The sequence below is a fragment of the Neisseria sp. N95_16 genome (genome assembly GCF_002551535.2).
Taxonomy (GTDB): domain Bacteria; phylum Pseudomonadota; class Gammaproteobacteria; order Burkholderiales; family Neisseriaceae; genus Neisseria; species Neisseria brasiliensis.
In genome coordinates this window covers 1-23,313 of record NZ_PDBT02000020.1, presented here as the reverse complement: position 1 = coordinate 23,313, position 23,313 = coordinate 1, and the positions used below count along the sequence as shown (strand labels likewise).

18 protein-coding genes are annotated in these 23,313 nt (G+C 49.9%); 3 read left to right on the top strand and 15 right to left on the bottom strand.

The annotated features are described in order from the left end of the window. Positions 1–98: 98 nt before the first annotated feature. Both CRG49_RS04860 and CRG49_RS04855 read left to right on the top strand, forming a co-directional pair. The gene (locus tag CRG49_RS04860) at positions 99–1,262 is read left to right on the top strand and encodes a M20 aminoacylase family protein (RefSeq protein ID WP_095502582.1); all 1,164 of its coding nucleotides are present in this window, start codon (positions 99–101) and stop codon (positions 1,260–1,262) included. A 56-nt stretch (positions 1,263–1,318) separates the two neighbouring features. Continuing rightward, positions 1,319–2,713, top strand: a complete 1,395-nt coding sequence (locus CRG49_RS04855; RefSeq protein WP_095502581.1) for an MFS transporter — start codon at positions 1,319–1,321, stop codon at positions 2,711–2,713. A 65-nt stretch (positions 2,714–2,778) separates the two neighbouring features. Here the strand turns inward: CRG49_RS04855 and CRG49_RS04850 are convergent, their stop codons facing one another. The 6 genes from CRG49_RS04850 to CRG49_RS04825 all read right to left on the bottom strand — a co-directional run bounded on the left by CRG49_RS04850 (position 2,779) and on the right by CRG49_RS04825 (position 9,675). Further along, positions 2,779–5,469 (bottom strand): M16 family metallopeptidase, encoded by a 2,691-nt coding sequence (locus tag CRG49_RS04850; protein WP_195714699.1) that lies wholly within the window; start codon positions 5,467–5,469, stop codon positions 2,779–2,781. A gap of 106 nt (positions 5,470–5,575) precedes the next feature. Next, the gene (locus CRG49_RS04845; RefSeq protein WP_095502579.1) at positions 5,576–6,022 is read right to left on the bottom strand and encodes a GNAT family N-acetyltransferase; all 447 of its coding nucleotides are present in this window, start codon (positions 6,020–6,022) and stop codon (positions 5,576–5,578) included. A gap of 67 nt (positions 6,023–6,089) precedes the next feature. Continuing rightward, positions 6,090–6,839: a type I 3-dehydroquinate dehydratase gene (aroD, locus tag CRG49_RS04840; protein ID WP_095502578.1), complete on the bottom strand. Its 750-nt coding sequence runs from the start codon at positions 6,837–6,839 to the stop codon at positions 6,090–6,092. A gap of 83 nt (positions 6,840–6,922) precedes the next feature. Further along, positions 6,923–7,702: a ferredoxin--NADP reductase gene (locus tag CRG49_RS04835; protein WP_095502577.1), complete on the bottom strand. Its 780-nt coding sequence runs from the start codon at positions 7,700–7,702 to the stop codon at positions 6,923–6,925. A 118-nt stretch (positions 7,703–7,820) separates the two neighbouring features. Next, positions 7,821–9,230, bottom strand: a complete 1,410-nt coding sequence (gene thrC, locus CRG49_RS04830) for a threonine synthase (RefSeq protein ID WP_095502576.1) — start codon at positions 9,228–9,230, stop codon at positions 7,821–7,823. Between the two features lie 73 nt (positions 9,231–9,303). Beyond that, positions 9,304–9,675, bottom strand: coding sequence for a hypothetical protein (locus CRG49_RS04825; protein WP_095502575.1), 372 nt, complete (start codon positions 9,673–9,675; stop codon positions 9,304–9,306). 209 nt (positions 9,676–9,884) lie between these two features. On the opposite strand from CRG49_RS04825, the gene CRG49_RS04820 reads away from it, so the two are divergent. Next, entirely contained in the window at positions 9,885–11,189 is a 1,305-nt protein-coding gene (locus CRG49_RS04820; protein ID WP_095502574.1) for a replication-associated recombination protein A, read from the top strand. Between the two features lie 231 nt (positions 11,190–11,420). On the opposite strand, the gene yfaE is transcribed toward CRG49_RS04820, so the two are convergent. The 9 genes from yfaE to CRG49_RS04775 form a co-directional block, all read right to left on the bottom strand. Next, complete coding sequence (gene yfaE / locus CRG49_RS04810; RefSeq protein WP_095502573.1) at positions 11,421–11,720, bottom strand: class I ribonucleotide reductase maintenance protein YfaE; 300 nt, start codon at positions 11,718–11,720, stop codon at positions 11,421–11,423. Positions 11,721–11,781: 61 nt separating this feature from the next. Next, complete coding sequence (gene nrdB, locus CRG49_RS04805; protein ID WP_095502596.1) at positions 11,782–12,915, bottom strand: class Ia ribonucleoside-diphosphate reductase subunit beta; 1,134 nt, start codon at positions 12,913–12,915, stop codon at positions 11,782–11,784. A gap of 21 nt (positions 12,916–12,936) precedes the next feature. Next, a complete protein-coding gene (locus CRG49_RS13110; protein WP_154143366.1) occupies positions 12,937–13,101 on the bottom strand; it encodes a hypothetical protein in 165 nt (54 codons plus the stop codon). A gap of 101 nt (positions 13,102–13,202) precedes the next feature. Further along, entirely contained in the window at positions 13,203–15,482 is a 2,280-nt protein-coding gene (gene nrdA / locus CRG49_RS04800) for a class 1a ribonucleoside-diphosphate reductase subunit alpha (RefSeq protein ID WP_095502572.1), read from the bottom strand. 448 nt (positions 15,483–15,930) lie between these two features. Continuing rightward, complete coding sequence (locus CRG49_RS04795) at positions 15,931–17,400, bottom strand: efflux transporter outer membrane subunit (protein ID WP_095502571.1); 1,470 nt, start codon at positions 17,398–17,400, stop codon at positions 15,931–15,933. Between the two features lie 101 nt (positions 17,401–17,501). After that, positions 17,502–18,614 (bottom strand): ABC transporter permease, encoded by a 1,113-nt coding sequence (locus tag CRG49_RS04790; protein ID WP_095502570.1) that lies wholly within the window; start codon positions 18,612–18,614, stop codon positions 17,502–17,504. After that, positions 18,614–21,712 (bottom strand): ABC transporter ATP-binding protein/permease, encoded by a 3,099-nt coding sequence (locus CRG49_RS04785; protein ID WP_095502569.1) that lies wholly within the window; start codon positions 21,710–21,712, stop codon positions 18,614–18,616. The genes CRG49_RS04790 and CRG49_RS04785 overlap by 1 nt, the downstream gene beginning before the upstream one ends. A gap of 66 nt (positions 21,713–21,778) precedes the next feature. Next, the gene (locus tag CRG49_RS04780) at positions 21,779–22,831 is read right to left on the bottom strand and encodes an HlyD family secretion protein (protein ID WP_095502568.1); all 1,053 of its coding nucleotides are present in this window, start codon (positions 22,829–22,831) and stop codon (positions 21,779–21,781) included. Beyond that, on the bottom strand, positions 22,828–23,190 hold the full coding sequence (locus CRG49_RS04775) for a hypothetical protein (protein ID WP_095502567.1): 363 nt from the start codon (positions 23,188–23,190) through the stop codon (positions 22,828–22,830). The genes CRG49_RS04780 and CRG49_RS04775 overlap by 4 nt, the downstream gene beginning before the upstream one ends. Between the last annotated feature and the right edge of the window lie 123 nt (positions 23,191–23,313).

Below are 23,313 nucleotides of genomic sequence, written 5' to 3'. Positions count from 1 at the left end.
TTCAGACGGCCTTTTTGTATTTGCGCATTGTTAACAAAGTTGCTACGATGATTGAACTTTTCTACCTAAAATAATTCAGAAAATCCAAAGGAAATGTCATGAGCCATCTGCAAACGCTGCAACAAAGAGAAGAAGAATTTACCCGCTTTCGCCGCCAAATCCACCAACACCCCGAACTTGGTTTTGAAGAACAACGCACCAGCGACATCATTGCCGATTTGCTTCAGCAATGGGGCTATGAAGTGCATCGCGGTTTGGCCAAAACCGGTGTGGTCGGTACATTAAAAAACGGCGACGGCAATAAAACCATCGGCTTGCGTGCGGATATGGATGCACTGCCGATTCATGAAGAAAGCACGCACGATTGGCGAAGTAAAATAGACGGCAAATTTCACGGCTGCGGCCATGATGGACACACCACCATTTTATTGGCAGCGGCTCAGCGTTTGGCAGAAACCCGTAATTTCAACGGCACTTTACGCGTCATCTTCCAACCTGCGGAAGAATTGCTCTACGGCGGCCGTGTGATGCTGGATGACGGTTTGTTTGATTTGTTTCCTTGCGACATGATTTTCGGCTTACACAATATGCCGAAAATGAAAACCGGTGAATTTTACTTCCGCGAAGGCTCGGCGATGGCGTCATCGGATACGATTCATATTCACATTCAAGGTGTCGGTGGTCATGGTGCCATGCCCGAATCCGGCATCGATGCCACCTTGGTTGCCTGCCACATCACCATTGCCCTGCAAAGCATCGTATCACGCAATGTTAGCCCGCTCGATCAAGCCGTGGTGACTGTGGGCTGTATTCAATCGGGCGATGCGCCCAATGTGGTCAACGGAAAAGCCTTGATGAAGCTGACTGTGCGCACTTTGAAGCCGGAATTGCGCGAATTGGTGTGCCGTCGCATCAGTGAAATTGCTCAAGCGCAGGCCAGCAGCTTCGGCGCGACTGCCACCATCGAACACATCAACGGCTGCCCGCCTTTAATCAACGGCGCTGAAGCCACACGCTTTGCCCGAGAAGTGGCCACCGAATTATTTGGTGCAGAAAAAGTACATACCGCGCCGCCATTGATGGGCAGCGAAGATTTTGCCTTCATGCTGGAAGCCAATCCCAATGGTAATTATTGTTTTGTCGGCAACGGCGACGAACCGGGCGCGTGTATGGTGCACAATCCACTTTATGATTTCAATGACGAGATTATCGTGCCGGCGGCAGCTTATTGGTGCGCTTTAACTGAAAAATATTTACGCTAATCTTTCAGACGGCCTATCTGTCTTCAGGCCGTCTGAATATTGTTAGGATAATAACCATGCAAAACCATTCTCAATCATTTGAAGGCAACGACCGCCTGCTTTTCGGCATGGTGTTGGGCGTGTTGACGTTTTGGCTGTTTTATCAGGCTGTGTTTAACGTCGCGCCTGATATTCAACGCAGCCTTGCCATGCCGGATACATCACTCAATGCGGTGATTAGTTTGGGCTCGCTGTTTTCCGGTTGCTTCATTGTGTTGATGGGTGGGCTGGCAGATAAATTCGGCCGCGTGCGCCTGACCTATATCGGCTTCCTGCTCAACATCGTTGCCTGCTTATTTTTGTATTTTGCCCAAGGTCCTGTCAGTTTCGGGCTGGGGCGTGTGTTTCAAGGCTTATCTGCAGCCTGCATCATGCCGGCCACGCTTTCCATCATCAAAAATTATTACCACGGCGCTGCGCGACAGCGTGCGTTTAGCTTTTGGGCGATTGGTTCGTTCGGCGGCTCGGGCTTGTCTTCGTTTGTCGGCGGCACCATCGCCACTTATTTGGGCTGGCAAAGCATTTTCCTGCTCTCGATTGCGATTTCCATCATCGGCATGCTGCTGATACGTGGCACACCGGAAAGCAAATCACCGCAAACTGCCATCACACGCTACGATTACATCGGCCTGTTTTCCTGCGTATTGGGCTTGCTCGCGCTTAATTTATTGATTACCAAAGGTTTCCGCTTAGGCTTCAGCCACCCCTTCACTTTGGCCATGCTCATCAGCTTTATCGTGATGGCCATGGTGTTTTTCCGCACCGAAATCCGCTTAAAATCGGCGGCTTTTTTGGATTTTTCACTGTTTCAAAACCGCGGCTACAACGGCGCATGTTTATCCAATTTCCTGCTCAACTGCACCGCCGGCACCATTTTCATCATCAACACTTATCTGCAAAAAGGCCACGGTTTAACGCCGTTTGAGGCTGGTTTAAAATCGCTGGGCTATTTGGCGATGGTGTTAATCATGATTCGGGTCAGCGAGAAACTGCTGCAAAAATTCGGCTATAAAAAACCTATGCTCATCGGCGTATTGATTACCGCCACGGGCATTTTGGGCTTATCAATGACCAACGTCAGCCACGAAACCTACATGATTCAAGTGGTGATTTCCTTTGCTCTGTTCGGCTTCGGATTGGGCTGCTATGCCACGCCATCGGCTGATTGCGCGATGGTCAATGCGCCGCTGGAAAAAGCCGGTGTCGCGGCTGGGGTATATAAAATGGCAAGCGCACTCGGTGCCTCTTTCGGCATCGCTACCGGCGCGACGGTATTCAGCGCATTGCAAGCTTCAGGTGTGCACCAAGCCGCACAAGCCGCTTTATGGCTGATGTTGGCACTCGCTTTGCTTTCGTGCTTGTCGATTGCGCTATTGATTCCGAAAGATGGCGGTAAATCTAATCAAGTCTGAAAAATATTACACACTATAAAACAATGCCGTCTGAAACCCTGTTCAGATGGCATTTTTATGGACGCTTATGGTCGCGGTGTCATCATCAAAACTTTCTCGTTTTCTGTTGACCACATTAATTTCGCCGTTTCTCGCAATTGGCCGCGGCTGAAGCTTGCCGGAATATTCGGAATCTCCGTCAGATAACGCGCATCGCCGTAGCTTTGATGGCTGGTAACCAAACGCTCCAACCACAATTCAGGCTTGCGGCGGCGGGCGTTTTCCTGCTCGACAAAGAGCTTACGCAGATTACGGGCTTCAGTGAAGCCGATATTATCAGGCAAACCATTCAACACTTTTTGCGCGGTATGCCAAGCGGCTTGCGCCTGTTCGCTTGACGTATTAAACGACAAACGGCTTTGTATACGGTTTTGCCCGATATTCGGTTCGGCCTGAAATTTCACACCATAAACGCTTTGCTGCTTGCTGCGCAATTCGTCTTTTAAACGTGCATTGGCGATATTGTTCAAAAGCTTGATTTGCTCATGCTGCGCCGGTGAAAGCTGCGGCATGGTTTGCCACGACAAGGCCTGCACATCCGTGCCTTGCGTATCGTTGGCGGCAATGTGCTGCATTTGGCGGCCACTTTGCCAAGCATATTTTGTGGCTGGCATGGCTTGGCGCGGAATATCGGCCAAATATTGCGCCACCCAAGGCTTCACATTTTCAATCGGCAGATTGCTGACGATGTAGTAAGTGGTCGGCGCGGCCACCAGCGTTTGCCATTGTTGCCGGAAAGCGGCTTCATTCAATCCGGCATAAGCATGGCTTTCAGACGGCATCAGCATATTGCGACCATATTGTAATGTGTTCAAAGCATCGCGTTGCCGCCCTGACTTGGCATATTGTGCCACTTTGAAGCGCGACTCTTCCCGCTTCACGGCTTGTTGCCAATCGCTGAAATCAGGGGCAATTTGCTGCTGACGGTAAAGCTGCAACACCGATGGCAACGCGCTTTTGGCAGCTTGTGCATCGGTGGTTTGATGATCGCCCTCCAAGCGGAAACGGTATTGCTGTATACCCTGCTTTTGTTGCCATTGCCTAAAACTGGCCGCGCTCATGCCCTGCGGTGTGGAACGCGCCAACACATCAGCCAAAATTTCCGCCTGCCATGCTTTTTCCGGCTGCTGCCAATAGCCGACATTGGACAAAGCTTTGAAATACAGATTATTGCCTGCCATCGGCAGTTTCATTACCACCGCCGTATCACCGTTACTTAAGGTCAGGTAATGCAGGTTTAATTTGGTGTCTTGGCGTTCTGCAACAATGTTGCCGCCTTTGTTTTCAACAAAACGCGGTTCAGTCAGGCCGTCTGAAACATTTTCAGACGGCCTAACCACCTGATTCAATGTAGAAACTTCAGGCAGCTTCACTTTTTCATTTGCCTGCGCCTGAACCTGAATCATTTTATCCGGCGCGTTTAGCCAATCTGCAATACGCTCATTCACCACCTTGGCATTGATGCGGTAAAGCTGGCTGCGGTCTATGGTTTGGATTTCGGCATCGGGCATGGGCAAACCGCGCAACACGGTTTCATCGCTCATGGCCGCCACTTTGCTCAAATCATTGGGAATGCCGGCTTTTTGCGGCGACAAATTGCCGTGCAATGCTTTACGATATTCCGCCAATTCTTCATTGGTGGCCGGTGTATTTAAAATGTCTTGGCGCAAATGACGCAACACGTTCAACATTTCACTATGCTGATTCGGCGCGGTTTCGGATTGGAACACCAACGCGCCGGTATTGCGGCCCAGCGTATCCATTTTCAACACCACATCTTCGCCCGATTGCTGAATGCGGCGGTTGACGATAAAGGCGGCAAAATTATCCAATAAACGCTGATAAGCATGCTCTTCGTAAGCCGATGTCGGCTGCTTTTTGAAGCGGAATACCAGTGATAATTTGTTGTCGGCATTGTCGCGGTCGGCTACTTGCGCAATATGCCAGCCGTTTTGCAAAGCCGGTTCGTATTCTTCGTAGCAGCGTTCACTCAAGGTAATCGGCTGCAAGCTGCCGAATGCTTTTTGAATCAGGGCAGAAGTTTCATCAATGCTCACATCGCCCATCACCACCAACACGGCATTGTTTACGCCATACCAGCGGTTGTGAAAATCGCTGGCGGTTTTCATATCAGCTTTTTCGATGGCTTCCAAACGCCCGATCGGCGCATACCGCCCTTGGCGCGCGCCTTTATACATCAATTCATGCTGCTGTCGGCTTAAGCGGTTTTGCAGGCTTTGCTGTTGGCGCCATTCGCTTAAAATCACTTGCCGCTCTTTTTCCCAATCGGCAGCGGAAAACTGCTTGGGCTGCAAAATTTGACGGTAAATCAACAAGGTTTCATCAAGCTGCTTGGTTCCGCGCGGCGGGGTCAGCATGTAGCGGGTATAGTCGTAAGTCGTGAGCGCGTTGAAATGTCGCCCCATCTGCCAGCCGTCTTTCATCAGGCGGTTGGACAAACCTTGCGGGTTCTGCGGCGAAGATTGAAACACCATGTGCTCGGTGATGTGGGCTATGCCTTCTTCTCCGGCATTTTCATCAGCTGCACCCACGCCGACATTCATGCGTGTCACCAGCCGTTTGCCGGCCGATGGAATTTTGAAAATATGATAAGTCAAACCATTATCGAGCTTGCCGGTGGCATGCAGCGACTGGTTGGCATAAGCAGGCAGCGTCGCGCCGACAAATGCCAGCACGACAAAATAAGTGAGCTTCATGAAGAGTTTCCGTTTAACGAGGCCGTCTGAAGCGGCTTTATCATGAAGCATTATAGCCTTAATTTATTTAAAATGAATACATTAAACTGATTATATTGCCAATTTTTCAGATGGTCTCACGTTTACGCCACACCATATCAATATGCGGAATGCCGTCTTCCAAATATTCATCCGAAACTTTATGAAAGCCCAAAGATTCATAAAACCGCTGTAAATAAAGCTGCGCTTGAATGTGAATTTCCTGCTGGGGGAAACGCTGCTGCACCGCTTGCAAAGCCTGCTGCATCAACACCCTGCCCAATCCCAGCTCCCGAAAAGACGACACCACCAGCACTCGGCCGATTTTTACCAACACTTCTTCCGCGATAATGCGGCAATACGCAGCCAATTGGCCGTCTTGTTCGGCGAACACATGCAGCGCGTGTAAATCTTTTTCATCCACTTCAGGATAAGGACAATTTTGCTCTACCACGAAAACATCGACGCGGCTTTTATAAATTTGCCACAATTCAAGATGGCTCAATTCGGTAAATACTTTAATATGCCAATTCATTTTTGCCTTTCTAATAAACAGGCCGTCTGAAATTCAGACGGCCTTTAATCTATTCATTTAAAATGACTTAAGCCAAAGTATCCAAAATCTGACGCAAATCATTCGCACCAATCTGCCCCGGCGCCGACGCTTTGGCTGCTGCGCCGAAGGTCATGGCCGAGCCAAAGGTTTGTCCGGCCAAGCGGCTAATCACACCGAGCTTGCCCATCGACATGGTGACAATCGGTTGCTTGGTAGTTTGGTACACTTCCTGCGTGGCATCCAGCAAGGTCAATACATCGGCAGCGCTTTGTGGCATCACCGCGATTTTACAAATATCCGCACCCAAGCTTTCCATTTTTTTCAGACGGCCTGTAATCTCTTCTTTTGCCGGTGTTTTGTCAAAATCATGATTGCACAACAAAGCGGCCACACCTTTAGCCTTTGCAGCCTGCACCGCTGCTTGCACTTTTTCATCACCGGCAAACAGTTCAATATCAATAATATCCACCAAACCCGATTCAATCGCACGGTGAACCAAGTCGAAATAATAATCGTCGCTGCACGGGCATTCGCCACCTTCTACTGCACGGCGGAAGGTAAACAGCAGCGGCGTATCCAGCAAGGCTTGGCGTACCATTTTTGTCTGCGCCAACACGGCTTCGGCATCAGCAGCTATGTCTAAAAAATCGGCACGAAATTCCACAATATCGAAGCTCAATCCTGCCAAACCGGCAATCGCTTGTTGCAGGCCGTCTGCATTTTTAGCCACCAACGGCACGGCAATTTTGGGGCTGCCTGCGCCCAGTGTTACGTTTTTGATTTGAACGGTATTCATTTTTTCTCCTTTATTTTGAATGAAAGGCCGTCTGAAAGCATATTTGTTCAGACGGCCTTATGAAGGCTAAACGCAGTCAGCGATTATTGATCGACAAACGCGCGCTCAATTAAATAATCGCCACGTTGGCCGACTTTTGGCGACGGGGTCAGGCCGAAGCTGTCGAGAATGGCCGCGGTGTCTTTGTTCGTCGCAGTGCTGCCGCACAACATTGCACGGTCGTCTTGCGGATTCATCGGCGGCAAACCGATGTCTTCAAACAATTTACCACTCTTCATCAAATCGGTCAGGCGGCCTTGGTGTTCAAATTCTTCGCGCGATACAACAGGATAGTAAATCAATTTTTCTTTCACCATCTCGCCCAAGTATTCATGCTCCGGCAATTCTTTGGTGAAATGGTCGTAATAAGCCAAATCTTGCTTGTAACGCACGCCGTGCACCAGAATCACTTTTTCAAATTGCTCATAAATTTCAGGGTCTTTGGTCACGCTCAAGAATGGTGCCAAGCCGGTGCCGGTGCTCAACAAATACAAGTGTTTGCCCGGATTCAAGTCGCCAGCCACCAGAGTGCCGGTCGGCTTTTTGCTGATCAACACTTCATCGCCCACTTGCAAATGCTGCAAACGACTGGTCAAAGGACCATCTTGCACTTTAATGCTGAAAAATTCCAAATGCTCTTCCCAGTTGGCCGATGCCACACTGTAAGCGCGCATCAAAGGCTTGCCATCGACCATCAGGCCAATCATCACAAATTGGCCATTTTCAAAGCGCAATGATTCGTCGCGGGTACAAGTGAAAGAGAAATAAGCATCGGTCCAGTGATGCACTGACAACACTTTTTCAGTATAAAATTTTGATGACATGAATCTTTTCCTATGAACAAAAGCCGTTGCCGGCACTTTCTAATATTTTGACAATAATCGTTTTCAATCATGCTTCAGGCCGTCTGAATCCATTAGGTTCAGACGGCCTAATGAGCGATTAATCCAAGGCTTTGCGGATGATGTTTTTCACCAGCTCGGCATCGTTTTTCACCACTTCAACGCGTTGCGGCAAATCTTCCAAACCTTCCAAGCCGGCCGGACGCGGAATGGTCACATCGCCCACCGCTTCGTAAATGGTTTGGTCGAACTTGGCTGCCAAAGCGGTTTCCAAGCAAACAATAGTCTCGCCCGCTTCACGCACGTCACGCGCCACTTTTACGCCGTCGGCGGTATGTGGGTCGATCAGTTCACCGTCTTGCTCGTACACTTGGCGGATGGTATCCAAGCGGTCGGCGTGGGTCGATTTGCCCGATACGAAGCCATATTTTTCGTGAATTTCTTCTAATTGGTCTTTTAAATCAAAGCCTTTACCCGAAGCCACTTCAGCCCACAAACTTTGGATTTTATCGGCATCGCGATCCATCAAATCAAACACAAAACGCTCAAAATTCGACGCTTTGGAAATGTCCATCGACGGGCTGGACGTAACGTGGGTATGTTCGGTGGTGCGCGGTTGGTAACGGCCGGTTTTGAAAAACTCGTCCAATACATCGTTTTCATTGGTTGCCACGATTAAGCGGTGTACCGGTAAACCCATTTGGCGCGCGATATGGCCGGCACACACGTTACCGAAATTACCGCTCGGCACACAGAAGCTTACTTTTTGCTCGTTGCTGGTGGTGGCATTGAAATAGCCGGCGAAATAATACACCACTTGCGCCACGATGCGGCCCCAGTTAATCGAGTTAACCGTGCCGACATGGTATTTGGCTTTGAATTCGGCATCGTTTTGCACGGCTTTTACGATGTCTTGGCAGTCGTCAAACATGCCTTCTACGGCGATGTTGTGAATGTTTTCGTCTTGCAGGCTGAACATTTGCGCACGTTGGAACGCGCTCATTTTGCCTTCCGGCGAGAGCATGAATACATTCACGCCTTTTTTGCCGCGCAAAGCATATTCAGCCGCCGAACCGGTGTCGCCGCTGGTCGCGCCCAAAATATTGACTTGCTTGCCTTCTTTGTTCAACACATATTCAAACGCATTACCCAAAAACTGCATTGCCATGTCTTTAAAAGCCAAGGTTGGGCCATTAGACAACGCTTCGATTTTAATGCCGTCTGAAAGGCTGCGCACAGGTGTGATTTCTTTGGTGCCGAACGCGGCTTCGGTGTAGGTGCGGTTGACAATATCGCGCAAATCATCGCTTGGAATATCAGTAGCAAACAGGCTGATGATTTCAAACGCCAGCTCAGGATAGCTCAGCGTGCGCCATTTTTGCAGGGTCACGTCGTCCACTTGCGGATAATGCTCGGGCAGCATCAAGCCGCCGTCGGGTGCCAAGCCCATCAATAATACTTCGCTAAACGATTTCGGCGCAGTGGCACCGCGAGTGCTGATGTATTTCATGTTTTCTACTCTGTATCTGTTTGAATCATTAAAGATTTCAGACGCCTGATTGATATTCAGGCCGTCTGAACAATTAATTACCGGTGTAAACGCGTTTTACACAAGCAGTCACGGTTTTGGCGGTCACAGTCGCCAATGCTTGCGTGCGGGTGCTTGGGCTCAAAACCTGCATCATTTCGTTGGCAGTCAGTTGATTAGGCGCTTCTTCGCTGGCGCAGCCGCAAATTTTGCTTTCCCATTCTTCTTGTTTTTCAGCCGACATGGCCAAAGCCACCATGCGCCATTCGTTGCGTTTGTTCAATTCGGTGCGGCATTGGTTTTCCACCGCCATTTTCACCACGCTGCTGCCGATACCGGTGCCGCTGCCTAAGCCGTTCATTGATGTGCCGCTGGCGCATGCGCCCAACAATAAAGCCGACACAGCGGCTGCCAAGATTTTTTTCATTCTGTAACCTTCCAAAAGGAACATTTAAATCAAAATAATAATGGGCGCGGCCATCCCGCCTCAATCGCCCTACTTTGACCGCTCACTGATTAACCAGCGCCACGGTTTAAATTTCCGGCATATTATACAGCAAGGCTCTGAATCATGCGAACGCTTGCGCTATAATATCCGGCAAGAAAACCACAATGCCGTCTGAAACGGAATCTGCCATGAATGATTTATTTACCCGCCAACCCGACGCACCGCTCGCCGAACGCCTGCGCCCGCATTCTTTAAACGAAGTCATCGGCCAGCAGCACTTAATCGGCGAAGGCAAACCGCTGCGCGTGGCGGTAGAAGGCGGCAAACCGCATTCCATGCTGCTGTGGGGGCCACCCGGCGTGGGTAAAACCACCTTGGCACGCATTCTTGCGCAAAGTTTCAATGCGCAGTTTCTGCCCGTGTCAGCCGTGTTTTCCGGTGTGAAAGACATTCGCGAAGCCATCGAAAAAGCCGAAATCGCCTTGCAGCAAGGTCGGGCAACGATTTTATTTGTCGATGAAGTGCACCGTTTCAACAAAGCGCAGCAAGACGCTTTTTTGCCGCATGTGGAAAGCGGTTTATTGACCTTTATCGGTGCGACCACGGAAAACCCATCATTTGAAGTCAATCCGGCCTTACTCAGCCGCGCGCAAGTGTATGTGTTGCAATCATTATCGGCGCAAGATTTGCAGCAATTGATTGAAAAAGTGCTGGCCTTGCCCGAATATCAAGATTTTGAAATCGATGCGGAAGCGCGCGAATTATTGGTGAACACAGCCGACGGCGATGCGCGGCGTATGCTGAATTTATTGGAACAACTGCTCCGCGCTGCCGCTACACGCCGTCTGAAAACCTTAGACGCTGCATTTCTCGCCGAAAGCTTGGGCGCACAAATCCGCCGTTTCGATAAAGGCGGCGAAAGTTTCTACAACCAGATTTCCGCACTGCACAAATCCGTGCGCGGCTCCCACCCTAATGCCGCGCTGTATTGGTTCTGCCGCATGCTCGACGGTGGCGCCGATCCGCGCTACTTGGCACGGCGCATCGTGCGCATGGCTTGGGAAGACATTGGCTTGGCCGACCCACGCGCCTTTCAGATTGCCAACGATGCCGCCACCACGTTTGAACGACTCGGCAGCCCCGAAGGCGAATTGGCCTTGGCACAAGCCGTGTTGTATTTGGCTTCGGCGGCGAAATCGAATGCCGGCTACAACGCCTACAACCAAATGCGCGCATTTGTGCGCGACCATGCCAGCGATGAAGTGCCGGTGCATTTACGCAATGCCCCGACCAAGCTGATGAAAGAATTGGGCTACGGCCGCGAATACCGCTACGCCCATGACGAACCACACGCCTATGCCGCCGGAGAAACCTATATGCCCGACGGCTTGGATGAGCCTGAGTTTTACCAACCCGTACCGCGCGGCTTGGAAATCAAAATCGGCGAAAAACTGGCTTGGCTGAAATCTTTGGATGATGAAGCTTTGAAGTAAAATGATTGGCAGAGGCCTTTGTAAAATCCCTAGATTTGAGTACAGTTCAAAGTTGCAGCAGCGCAGAAAGCAAAGACAATATCACAAAGATAGGCAAGCTTTCGAGCAGCGCATAACGAAGAAATGTGCCAAAGATAGGGATTTTGCAAAGGCCTCTGGGTGATTTTGAATGATTTGTGATCAAAAGGCCGTCTGAAACCCAATGTTTCAGACGGCCTTTTCAATGATTTCTTACTCTTTGTCAAACAAATCCACATCAAACAAATCCGGCTCGCGAATTTTAGCGTGGCAATCGAGCGTGATGTCTTCCGTGACCCGACAGCAACACGGCAGGATTTCGCCGGGCGTGATAAAGGCCAATGGGAAATCATCATAGCCGACTTTGCCGCTGATGAGCTTCAGACGGCATGAACCGCAATAGCCACTGCGGCATTGGTATTCGACCTCGTGGCCGGTGCGCTCCAGCCCTTCCAGCAAGGTTTCGCCGTTTTGCAGCTCAAAAATTTTGTCGTGTGTGCTAATAATGGCCATAGTTTGATAAAAGGCCGTCTGAAAGAAATGCTCAATCCGACAGCCTTTTGTAAGTGAAGTGTTACAGCTCGAAATCGCCCAAATCGTCGGCGTTGACTTCCGCATCGATTTGACCAATCAGGTAAGAAGAAATTTCCACTTCCTGCGGCGCGACCTGCACATTGTCGGACGACAGCCACGCGTTGATCCACGGAATCGGGTTTTGGCTCGCGCCTTCAAATGCCGGCTTCAAACCCACTGCCTGCATGCGCAGATTGGTGATGTATTCGACGTATTGACCCAAAATTTCTTTGTTCAAGCCAATCATCGAACCGTCTTTAAACAGATACGCCGCCCATTCTTTTTCTTGTTCGGCCGCTTTTTTGAACAATTCAAAGCAATCGTTTTCCAGCTCGGCAGCAATTTCCGCCATCTCCGGATCATCGACACCGGCACGCATCAGGTTCAGCATGTGTTGCGTACTGGTTAAGTGCAAAGCTTCATCACGCGCAATCAGCTTGATGATCTTGGCATTGCCTTCCATCAATTCACGCTCGGCAAAGGCAAACGAGCAGGCAAACGAGACATAGAAACGAATCGCTTCCAATACGTTCACGCACATCAAACACAAATACAGCTTTTTCTTCAACTCGCGCAACGAAACTTCAACCAATTCGCCTTTAACATTGTGCGTGCCCTCACCGAATAAATTGTAATACTGGGTGTATTCAATCAATTCATCATAATAGCAGGCAATGTCTTCCGCACGCGCGATGATGTATTGATTTTGCACAATATCATCAAACACAACCGACGGATCATTGACGATATTGCGGATGATATGGGTGTAGCTGCGCGAGTGGATGGTTTCGGAAAACGACCATGTTTCAATCCACGTTTCCAACTCCGGAATCGACACCAACGGCAACAGCGCCACATTGGGGCTGCGGCCTTGAATCGAATCGAGCAGTGTTTGGTATTTCAAATTGCTGATGAAAATGTGTTTTTCGTGTTCCGGCAGATTGGTATAGTCGATACGGTCGCGCGACACGTCGATTTCTTCCGGACGCCAAAAGAAAGACAATTGTTTTTCAATCAGTTTTTCAAAAATTTCATATTTTTGCTGGTCATAACGCGCTACGTTCACTGACTGGCCAAAGAACATTGGTTCTTTTAATGCATCGTTTGGTGTTTTGGTAAACGTGCTGTATGACATGGTTAAATGATCGCAAGACATTTATTTTGCATCCTTATCTTTAGATAAAGTTTTGACAGTTTTTAAGAAATTTTTATTACATAAAACAATTTTCAGCTGCCTAACTGAATAAGCTAATATAGCAGCTATTAAAACTGTTACTTCTTCATTTTGTCCCAAACTATCAATAATCGAAGGAATATCCATAAAATTCATATATTTCCAATAATGAATATCCTTCTTCAAGAAGCCTAAATTTTACTTACAGACTTCTCAAAGAAGCTCTGTTAAATCAAATTTTAAGTTCCTTAAATCTTACACGCCCCGCCCGCGCAGCCGTCATCTTGCAAATCAGCCTGCGTATCATCCGCGCCGTCGCGTGTATTGTGGTAATACAGTGTTTTCACACCGTATTTGTAGGCGGTGAGCAAATCTTTCAGCATTTGTTTCATAGAAACTTTGCCGCCTTCGAATTTGCCCGGGTCGTAGCTGGTGTTGGCCGAAATCGCTTGGTCGACAAATTTCTGCATCACGCCCACCAATTTCAGATAGCCGTCGTTGCTTGGCATTTGCCACAGGGTTTCGTAGGCATTTTTCAGATTTTCAAATTCGGGCACGACTTGTTTCAAGATTCCGTCTTTCGATGCCTTTACCGTCACCAAACCACGTGGCGGTTCAATGCCGTTGGTGGCGTTGGCGATTTGCGAGCTGGTTTCAGACGGCATCAAGGCAGTCAGGGTTGAGTTGCGCAAACCGTATTTGACGATGTCGGCGCGCAAGCCTTCCCAATCATAATGCAGCGGCTCTTGGCAGATGGCATCCAAATCTTTTTTGTAGGTGTCAATCGGCAGTTTGCCTTGCGAATAAACGGTTTCGTTAAACAATGGGCAAGTGCCATATTCTTTGGCCAGATTTACCGATGCTTTCAGCAGATAATATTGCATCGCTTCAAAGGTGCGGTGGGTCAGGCCGATGGCGGAATCGTCGCTGTATTTCACGCCGTTTTTGGCCAAGTAATACGCATAGTTAATCACACCGATGCCCAAGGTGCGGCGGTTCATGGTCGCATGGTAAGCGGCTTTTACCGGATAGTCTTGATAATCCAGCAAGGCATCCAAGGCGCGCACGGTCAAATCGGCCATTTCTTCGAATTCGTCCAAGTCGTTCAATGCGCCTAAGTTGAAGGCGGACAAGGTACACAAAGCAATTTCGCCGTTTTCATCGCTGATATTGTTTAACGGCTTGGTCGGCAAGGCGATTTCTAAGCATAAGTTAGACTGTCGCACTGGTGCCACGCTCGGATCAAACGGGCTATGGGTGTTGCAGTGATCAACGTTTTGAATATAGATGCGGCCTGTGCCTGCGCGCTCTTGCATCAATGATGAGAACAAATCGGTGGCCGGTACGCTGCGTTTGCGGATGTTCGGGTCTTGCTCGTATTGGGTGTACAAACGCTCGAATTCGTCTTGGTCGGCGAAAAATGCGTCATATAAGCCCGGCACTTCATTTGGCGAAAACAAGGTAATGTTGCCGCCTTTAATCAGGCGGGTATACATCAATTTATTGATTTGCACGCCATAATCCAAATGACGCACGCGGTTTTCTTCTACGCCGCGGTTGTTTTTCAACACCAGCAGGTTTTCAACCTCAATGTGCCACATCGGATAGAACAAGGTTGCCGCGCCACCGCGCACACCGCCTTGCGAGCAGGACTTCACTGCCGCTTGGAACATTTTGAAAAACGGAATGCAGCCGGTATGCTGCGCTTCACCGCCACGGATTTCGCTGCCCAAACCACGGATGCGGCCAGCATTGATGCCGATGCCCGCGCGTTGTGATACATATTTCACAATCGCGCTGGTGGTGGCGTTGATGGAATCCAAGCTGTCGTCACATTCAATCAATACGCAGCTTGAGAATTGGCGGGTTGGTGTGCGCACACCGCTCATAATCGGCGTTGGCAACGATACTTTAAAGGTAGAAACCGCATCGTAGAAACGCTTCACATAATCCAAGCGCGTGGCTTTCGGATATTTGCTGAACAAACACATTGCCACCAAAATATACAGAAACTGTGGCGTTTCATAGATTTGACGGGTGACGCGGTTTTGCACTAGATATTTACCCTCTAACTGCTTCACCGCAGCGTATGAGAAGGTCATATCTCGGCAATGGTCGATATAGGCATTCAGCTCATCAAATTCTTCGCGTGTGTAGTCTTCAAGAATATGGCGGTCGTATTTGCCCGCTTCGGTGAGTTTGCTTACATGGTCAAACAGATGAGGCGGCTCGAATTCGCCGTAAGCGATTTTGCGCAGGTGGAAAATGGCCAAACGTGCGGCCAGATATTGATAGTCGGGCGAATCTTGTGAAATCAGGTCAGCTGCGGCCTTGATGATGGTTTCGTGAATGTCGTCGGTGCGGATGCCGTTGTAAAACTGAATATGCGATTTCAGCTCGACTTGCGACACCGATACATTATTCAGGCCTTCGGCCGCCCAAGTGACGACACGGTGGATTTTGTCTAAATCAATCGGCTCCAAGCGGCCATCGCGTTTGGTTACTTGCAAGTGAGTGGTTGCATTCATCGTCAAAGTCCTAGCTGAAAACACAAGATACGGTATAAATTAATCTTACGGCACACAATATAATGTATTTCAATCCGACAATCCAGTACTTGACAAACCCTGTTTTTTTGGATTGTTTGCCCGATTCAGATGGCCTGAAGATTTTTACATTTTGACCCTCTTGACAGCCATAATGCAGAAAATTCAAGCCTTCACGAGAAAGCAGTTGAATACGTCATCAAATGGTAAGATCGCTAGAGGCTTATGAAATCAGGTAATTTTGATTTTATCGTATGGCCGTCTGAAAATGGTGAAATAGATTTTTTTGACTGATTTTTGAGCAGATTTTCAATGCGTTAAAATTTGTAAACTTAAAAATATGTGACAAACATGACACGCTGTCAAAAAGGCCGTCTGAAAATCAATTGGCATGATCTAATCCATTTCAGATGGCCTTTATTTATCTATATCAAACACCTGATTCCGATGAATTTATGCTATCCGACCAACCACCACCCAATGCTTTGTAAAGCGACACCAGCATTTGCGCGCGGGCAAGCTGCGCCTGAATCAGGTTTTCCTGCATTTGGTTTTCGTTCAAATGTGCGCGTAAGGCGTGGTCTAAGGTTTTGTAATCGTTGCGGAACAGTTTTTCCGTGTCCTGTGCATGTTGCGCGGCTTGGCGATGAGCGGTTTGCATCAACGCGGTTTGACGCTGCATGGCCTGCACGCTTTGATAGGCGCTATCCACTTCACCTAATGCGGTCAGAAGCTGCTGGTCGTATTGCAATAAGGCCGTCTGAAGGCGGGCATCGGCGGCGGCAATATTGGCTTTAATGCGGCCGTTGGTGAAAATCGGCATTTGAATGCCCACGCTCAACAGGCTTGCCCAACCTTTCAAAGCATCGCTACCATCAATGCCGATGCGCGCGCCTTGTCCCATGAAATTAATGCTGAAACGCGGCAGTAAATCGGCTTTGGCACTGGCCAACTTAGCGGCATAGGCATTCACTTGCGCGGTGTGGGCGCGCAAATCGGGGCGGCGCTCCAGCATACCTTGCGGGGTTTGTCCGCTTGGTGCGGCCGGTTGTTTGGCTAACACATCTACAGCTGATGGCGGCAAGTCAAAGCTTTGCGGCATATTACCTGTCAACACGGCAATGCTGCGTACATAAGCATCATATTCGGCTTGCAACGTGGCGCGTTTGGCTTCGGCGGCGGTGAGCTGCACGCCGACTTCATTCACTTCATAGCCACTGACATGGCCTGCTTTGAAACGCCCTTGCACATATTGCTGCAAGCGTTTTAGCGTGTGAATGCTCGCGTCCGCCACTTTCAGACGGCCTTGTACTGCGCGTGCTTTAAAATAGTTTTCGGCAATATCACCGGCCACCAACATTTGTGCGCCATACACCTGCTCTTGCTGCCCCAAAGCGGCATAATAGGCGGCGTCGGCATCGCTGCGTTTCTGACCGAAAATATCCGGCTCCCACGAAGCGGATACGCCGCCCATTAACTGGTCACCCTTGATATCCATCGTGTCGCTGCCCAATGCACCTGCCTGCGGGATTTGTGCAGCCACACCCGAGAGTAGATTATCGGCCTCGCCACGCACAATGCCGCCCTGGCCGCTCAAGCCGACTTGCGGCCCCAAATCAGCAATAGCAGCCCGACTGGTGGCGCGTGCTTCGTTCAAACGGCTGACCGCGATTTTGACATCATATCCTTGCGCCAAACCTTGATCTATCAAACGGTTCAACACCGGATCATGCCAATGCTGCCACCATTGGGCAATTTGTTCGCTGCCTTTTGCCGCTTCGCTTTCGCTAAACGATTGCGGCACACTAGTTTCGGAATGAAGCGGAATCTGCGTGCTTTGACAAGCGGTTAAGGCCAGCAACACAGCGGCGCATAAAGCGGATATTTGAATGGATTTCATGGATTGTCCTTTTTTCAGACGGCCTAATTTTCGTTTTGAATGTTTTTAATTTGATTTTCTTTCAGACGGCCTTTTTCCATCTTTCAGGCCGTCTGAAAACATTATCCCCGCTGCTCAAGCATTTTCCTAAAGCGTAGCAATGCGTAGCCCAAAAAGGCCAAGCCCAGCAGCATTAAGGCGAGCATTTGCGGCCACACAATATCCAAGCCCGCACCGCGAAACACCACGTTTTGCGAAAAATTGGCAAATTGCGTTTGCGGCCAATATTCGCTAATCATTTGCGCCGCTTCAGGCATATTGCTGCGTGCTGAAGTCGAACCGGAAAACAGCAGCGTAACCATGTGAATCGGGATAATCAGCAAGCCGAATTGCGCCATACTCGGGGCAACGGTCGCCAGCATCACGCCCAAAGACGCCACGCAAAACAGAAACAGCCACAAGCCCGCCGCATACAGCACGATTGAACCATTAATCGGCACATCCAGCATGTGATGCACAACCAGCCATACCGACAGCAATTCCACTACCAGAATCACCAAACTGTTGACCAAAATCTTCGACATCATCAATTCAAAACTATTCACCGGCATCACCAACAGATGCTCAATGGTGCCGCGTTCGCGCTCGCGAATCACCGCCGCTCCGACCAAAATCAGAATCAGCAAAGCCGCATTATTGCCTTCCTGCATAATCGGCAGAAACCACACGCTGTCGCCATTGGGGTTGAACTGGATATTCATCACCGGTGAAACCACCGGCATCGAAGGCGTGCCGACAAACTCCTGAATTTCGCGGTTGATAATCTGGGTCAGATAAGACGAGCCCAAACCGGCCTGCGTCATCATGGTGGCATCAGTGAGAAGCTGAACCGACGGGCTGCGTCCGGCCTGAACATCACGTTCAAAATTCGGGGGAATTTCCAACACTAAAATCAAACTGTTTTTATCCATCAGCTCGTCGGCATCTTCACGTTTCACATCTATTGGCGCGCGGAAATACGGCGGCAAAATAGCATCACGGATGCGCAGCGACAAGGTTGAGCGGTCTTGATCGATGATGCCGACGGTAGCATTTTTTACATCGGTGCTGATTTGCGCCGAGCTGATGATTTCGCCGGTGAACATAAACCCAATCAATACCAACAACACCGGATCGGTCAACAGGCTGCGGAATTCCTTAAACATCAGCGTGACAATGTTGCGCAAGGTTCTCATCATTTCTCCTGTTTTTTCAGAAGCATACAGGCCAAAATTAACATCGCTGCCGCAAAGGCTGCAATTGCTGAATATTCAGTGGTGTAATCAGCCGTATTTAAGCCTTTGGTGAAACTACCGACGGTAATATTGCGATACCAAGATGCAGGCATGATTTTACCGAACATGACCGAAGCCCCGCTCATCGCAGAAAGCGAATACAGAAAGCCGGAATAATTGACCGTCGGGATAATCGTGATGATTGCCGCCGCAAAAATCGCCGCCAATTGCGAACGCACAAAGCTGGAAATCACCAAACCCATGGCGGTTGACGCGGTCACAATCAATACCGTGCCAATCAATACCCCCAGCAATGAGCCTTTCAACGGCACGCCAAACCAAAACACCAGCATCAGCGCCAAGGCGGCGAAGTTAATCAAGCCGACGCCAATATAAGGCAGCTGCTTGCCGATTAAATATTGCGAGACGCTGGCGGGCGATGCATAAAAGTTGGCAATCGAACCAATCTCTTTTTCACGCACCACGCCCACCGCCGCCATCATTGCCGGCACCATAATCAACACCAGCATCACCACGCCCGGCGCAATCGCATTGATGCTATTGAAATCTTGGTTATACAGCATGCGCGGTTCCACCACCGCCGAAGGATTCAGATTAATCGGTAAGCCTTGTGCTTCAATTTTGGCGCGACTATATGCACCGACCAAACTGGCCGCATAGCCTTGAATATTCGACGCATTAAACGGCATGGCGCCATCAATATAAAAAGCCACTTCCGGCGATAAACCACGCGCCACATCGCGCCCGAAGCCGTGCGGAATATCCATCACCATCACCGCTTGCGAGCTTTGTAAGGCCGTCTGAATGTCAGCTTCGTTTTGCAAAGGCGGCTGCTCAATGAAATAACGCGAACCGGAAAAATATTCCACCAATTCACGGCTTTTGCTGGTTTGGTCACGGTCGTACACAGCAAATCTTAGGTTTTGCACGTCAAATGACACGCCCCACGCCATCGCTGCCAACATAATCACCGGCCCGAACACGGCAAACACCAAGCGGATTTTGTCGCGGATTAATTCTTTGGTTTCACGCCTTGCAAAAGTGAACACCGTTGCCAGCCAATATTTCAATGATTCGGTATCGCGCTTGTGATGGGCGTTTTCAGACGGCGTGAGCGTATTCAGGCCGTCTGAACGTGTATTAACCGGCTGCTTATCCGTGGCTTGGTTTTCAGACGGCATAGAGATATGTTCCGTAGAAGCAAAGTCATCATTTTGCGGAACCGATTGTTGGTTTGGATTAAACGTATTTTCTGTGCTGCTTTCTGCATGTGATGGCGTATTTTGCGCAGAATGGCTAACAAGGCCACCTGAAACGGATTCGGTGTCATGATTTTCAGACGGCCTGTCTTGCTGTCTGTCGGCCTGAATCACGCGGGCGGCCAGTTGCGCGGCGGTTTCGCCGTTGGCTGTCGGATTATAAGAAGTTGGCTGTGATGCAGTTGATGGTAGGCCGTCTGAAGCAGCGGGCGCAGATTGGCTGGGGTCGCTTGTTTTTTCACCGGATTCTGTTTCGCCTTCCGCTTCAATCAAATACTGCACAAACGCTTCTTCCAAATCCGGTGCGTTTTGCTCGCGGGTCAATTCTTCCGGCGTGCCCACGCCCAACACGCGGCCTTTGTGCATAAAGGAAATGCGGTCGCAACGCTCGGCTTCGTTCATAAAGTGGGTGGAGACAAAAATGGTGATTTTGTCTTCGCGCGAGAGCTTGAGCAAATGGCGCCAAAACATATCACGGGCTGCCGGATCAACGCCCGAAGTCGGCTCATCCAAAATCAACACTTCAGGGTGATGCAGACACGCCGCAGCCAATTGCAGGCGCTGGCGAATGCCCAAAGGCAGCGATGACGGCGCAGTATCGGCCACTTCATCCAATTGAAATTGATGCAATGCATCCTCTACCGCCGCTTTGCCTTTGTCACCCAATTGATAAAGTTTGGCATGCAAATCCAAATTCTGGCGCACGCTCAATTCTTCATACAGCGAAAACGCTTGCGACATATAACCCACGCGCATTTTCACGTCGGTGCCGCCTGCATCAATCGGTTTACCCAACAACTCAGCCGTACCCTCAGTGGCTTCCAGCAAGCCGGTGAGCATTTTCATGGTGGTAGATTTACCACAGCCGTTGCTGCCCAAAAAGCCAAAAATCTCGCCTTGCGGAATGGTAAAGCTAACCTGATCGACGGCGGTAAAATCACCAAAACGCTTGGTCAAGCCATGCGCTTCAATGGCCGGCGGCAAATCAGGATCAGGCGTAAACGGCGTGATGTTTAAAATGCCTTCGGTCTGTTTTTCTTCCGGCAACATTTTGATGTAGGCTTCTTCCAGCTCTTCGGTGCCATACTCTTCCAAAACCGATTGCGTGGATTGGTTGGACAACAGTTTGCCGTCGTCCATCGCCAACAGCTGCTCAAATTGCTGCGCTTCTTCCACATAGGCAGTGGCGACAATCACCGTCATGCCTTGGTTTTCTTGGCGCAAATCGTTAACCAGCGTCCAGAATTGGCGGCGCGACAAGGGATCGACACCGGTGGTCGGTTCGTCCAAAATCAATAAATCGGGATTGTGTACCAAGGCGCAACACAGGCTTAATTTCTGCTTCATGCCACCGGAAAGTTTGCCTGCCGCGCGGTCGATAAACGGATCCAAACCCGTTGCCGCCACCAAACGCGCAATCCGCTCTTCACGTTCTTGCGCTTTCAAGCCGAACAAACGCGCGTGGAAATCGATGTTTTCATATACGGATAAGGTGCGGTAAAGGTTTTGTCCCAAACCTTGCGGCATATAGGCAATGCGGTGCGACAATTCCCGCCGCGTTTCTTTGTCGGCCATGTCGCCACCCAACACCGACACGTTGCCATCTTGAATCACGCGCACACCGGCAATCAGCGACAATAAAGTCGATTTGCCCACACCATCGGGGCCGATTAGACCCACGGTCTGGCCGCGCTCGATTTCAAGCGATATGTTATCCAGCGCCTGCACTTTGCCGTAGCGGTGGGAAACAGCAGAAAGGGAAACGGCGGTTGTTGTCATGGTTATTTCACTCGTGTGGTTCAGACGACCTGTGTTGCTTTAAGGCCGTCTGAAAATATGGAAAGCTTATTGCGGCAGCTTCACCGCCAATTCAGACGGCCATTCGCCTTCTTGTGTTTTCACAAAGCCGTTGCCGGTCAAGCCGCCTTTTAGCAAGCGGTTGTAACGTGAGGCGGTTTCAGATGGCACTTGCAATTTCACTTTAAACATCAACTTGGCGCGCTCGCTTTCGGTTTCCACCGATTTCGGCGTAAATTGCGCATCAGTAGCAATAAATTGAATGGTGGCAGGGAACACGGCATCGATACCGTCAAGTTTGATGCGTGCTTCATCACCGACTTTCAGACGGCTCATGCTGTCGGTCGGCAGGAAAACATTCATCGATACGTCAGTCGGATCCAACAGGCTGACAATTTTGTTGCCTGCTGCAATCACGTTGCCGACTTCAGCAATTTTGTATTCCACGCGGCCATCAATCGGCGCACGGATGTTCATATCATCATTGGCAGACGTGGCGGATTTCACTTGTGCTTCAGCTTGTTCCACACCGGCACGCGCTTCGGCAATTTGCGCGCCGGTTTGTGCCACCACAGCTTGCGCTTCATCGCGGGCGGCTTCGGCGGCTTTTACACCGGCAGTAGCTTGTTCGTAATCCGCTTGGCGTTTGGTCACTTCCGAACGCGAAACCAATTGATCAGCCAGCAATTTGCGGGCGTTGTCTAATTCCAGTTTCGCCACACGCTGCTGCTGACGGGCGGAATCGACATTGGCTTGCGCGCGGGCAACCGATTGCTGGGTTTGCGCTTTAGCGGCTTGCGCACGCGTAACCGCTTCTTGCTGACGGCGTGCCGCTGCCTGCGCTTCTGCCAAGCGGCTGGAGCTGGTATCGGACGATAATTCCGCCAACACATCGCCCGCTTTCACATCATCGCCTTCGGCCACATTCATTTTTTCCACACGACCACCATACAAACTGGCGACATCAATACGGTTTAATTCCAAACGGCCGTTGGATTGGGCGATGTTTTCCGGCAATTTGCCGCTTTGCTGTTGCTGCCAATAGTAAAAACCGCCGGCAGCCAATGCCGCAACCACGGCAATCGTGATGATTTTTTTCATGATTTTTCCTGTTTATCGGTGAATTTTGCGTGATGGGGAAACATGGCATTCAAGCACCAGTCGATGCGCTCGCTAATGGCTTCATTGGTGAGAATATCCGGCACTCGGCCTTTGATGGTATCGGGCAGCAAATCCATTTGACCGAAGCGTGAGCCAATAATCATCGGGGCATTTACCGCCGCGCTGAAATAGCCCAAGCGCTGCACATCGGTTGCCGGAACGCTGTTGTCCAGCTTGCCACACTCTTCCAACACTTTTCTGAATATTTCCATGCGCTTAGCGCTAGTGGTGCGGATAAAATGATTAATGACATCAACGCCGTTGGCGCTATCGGCAAACATGCGGTGAATCAACTGCAAATTATTGCGAATGTCTTCGGCTTACATTCGCATTTCAAGTGCAACGCTCAAATGCCATTGGCAAGGGCTGCTGAAAACAGATCACCCGGTGTCTCATAGTCCAATGTCTTTCTCGGTCGGCGG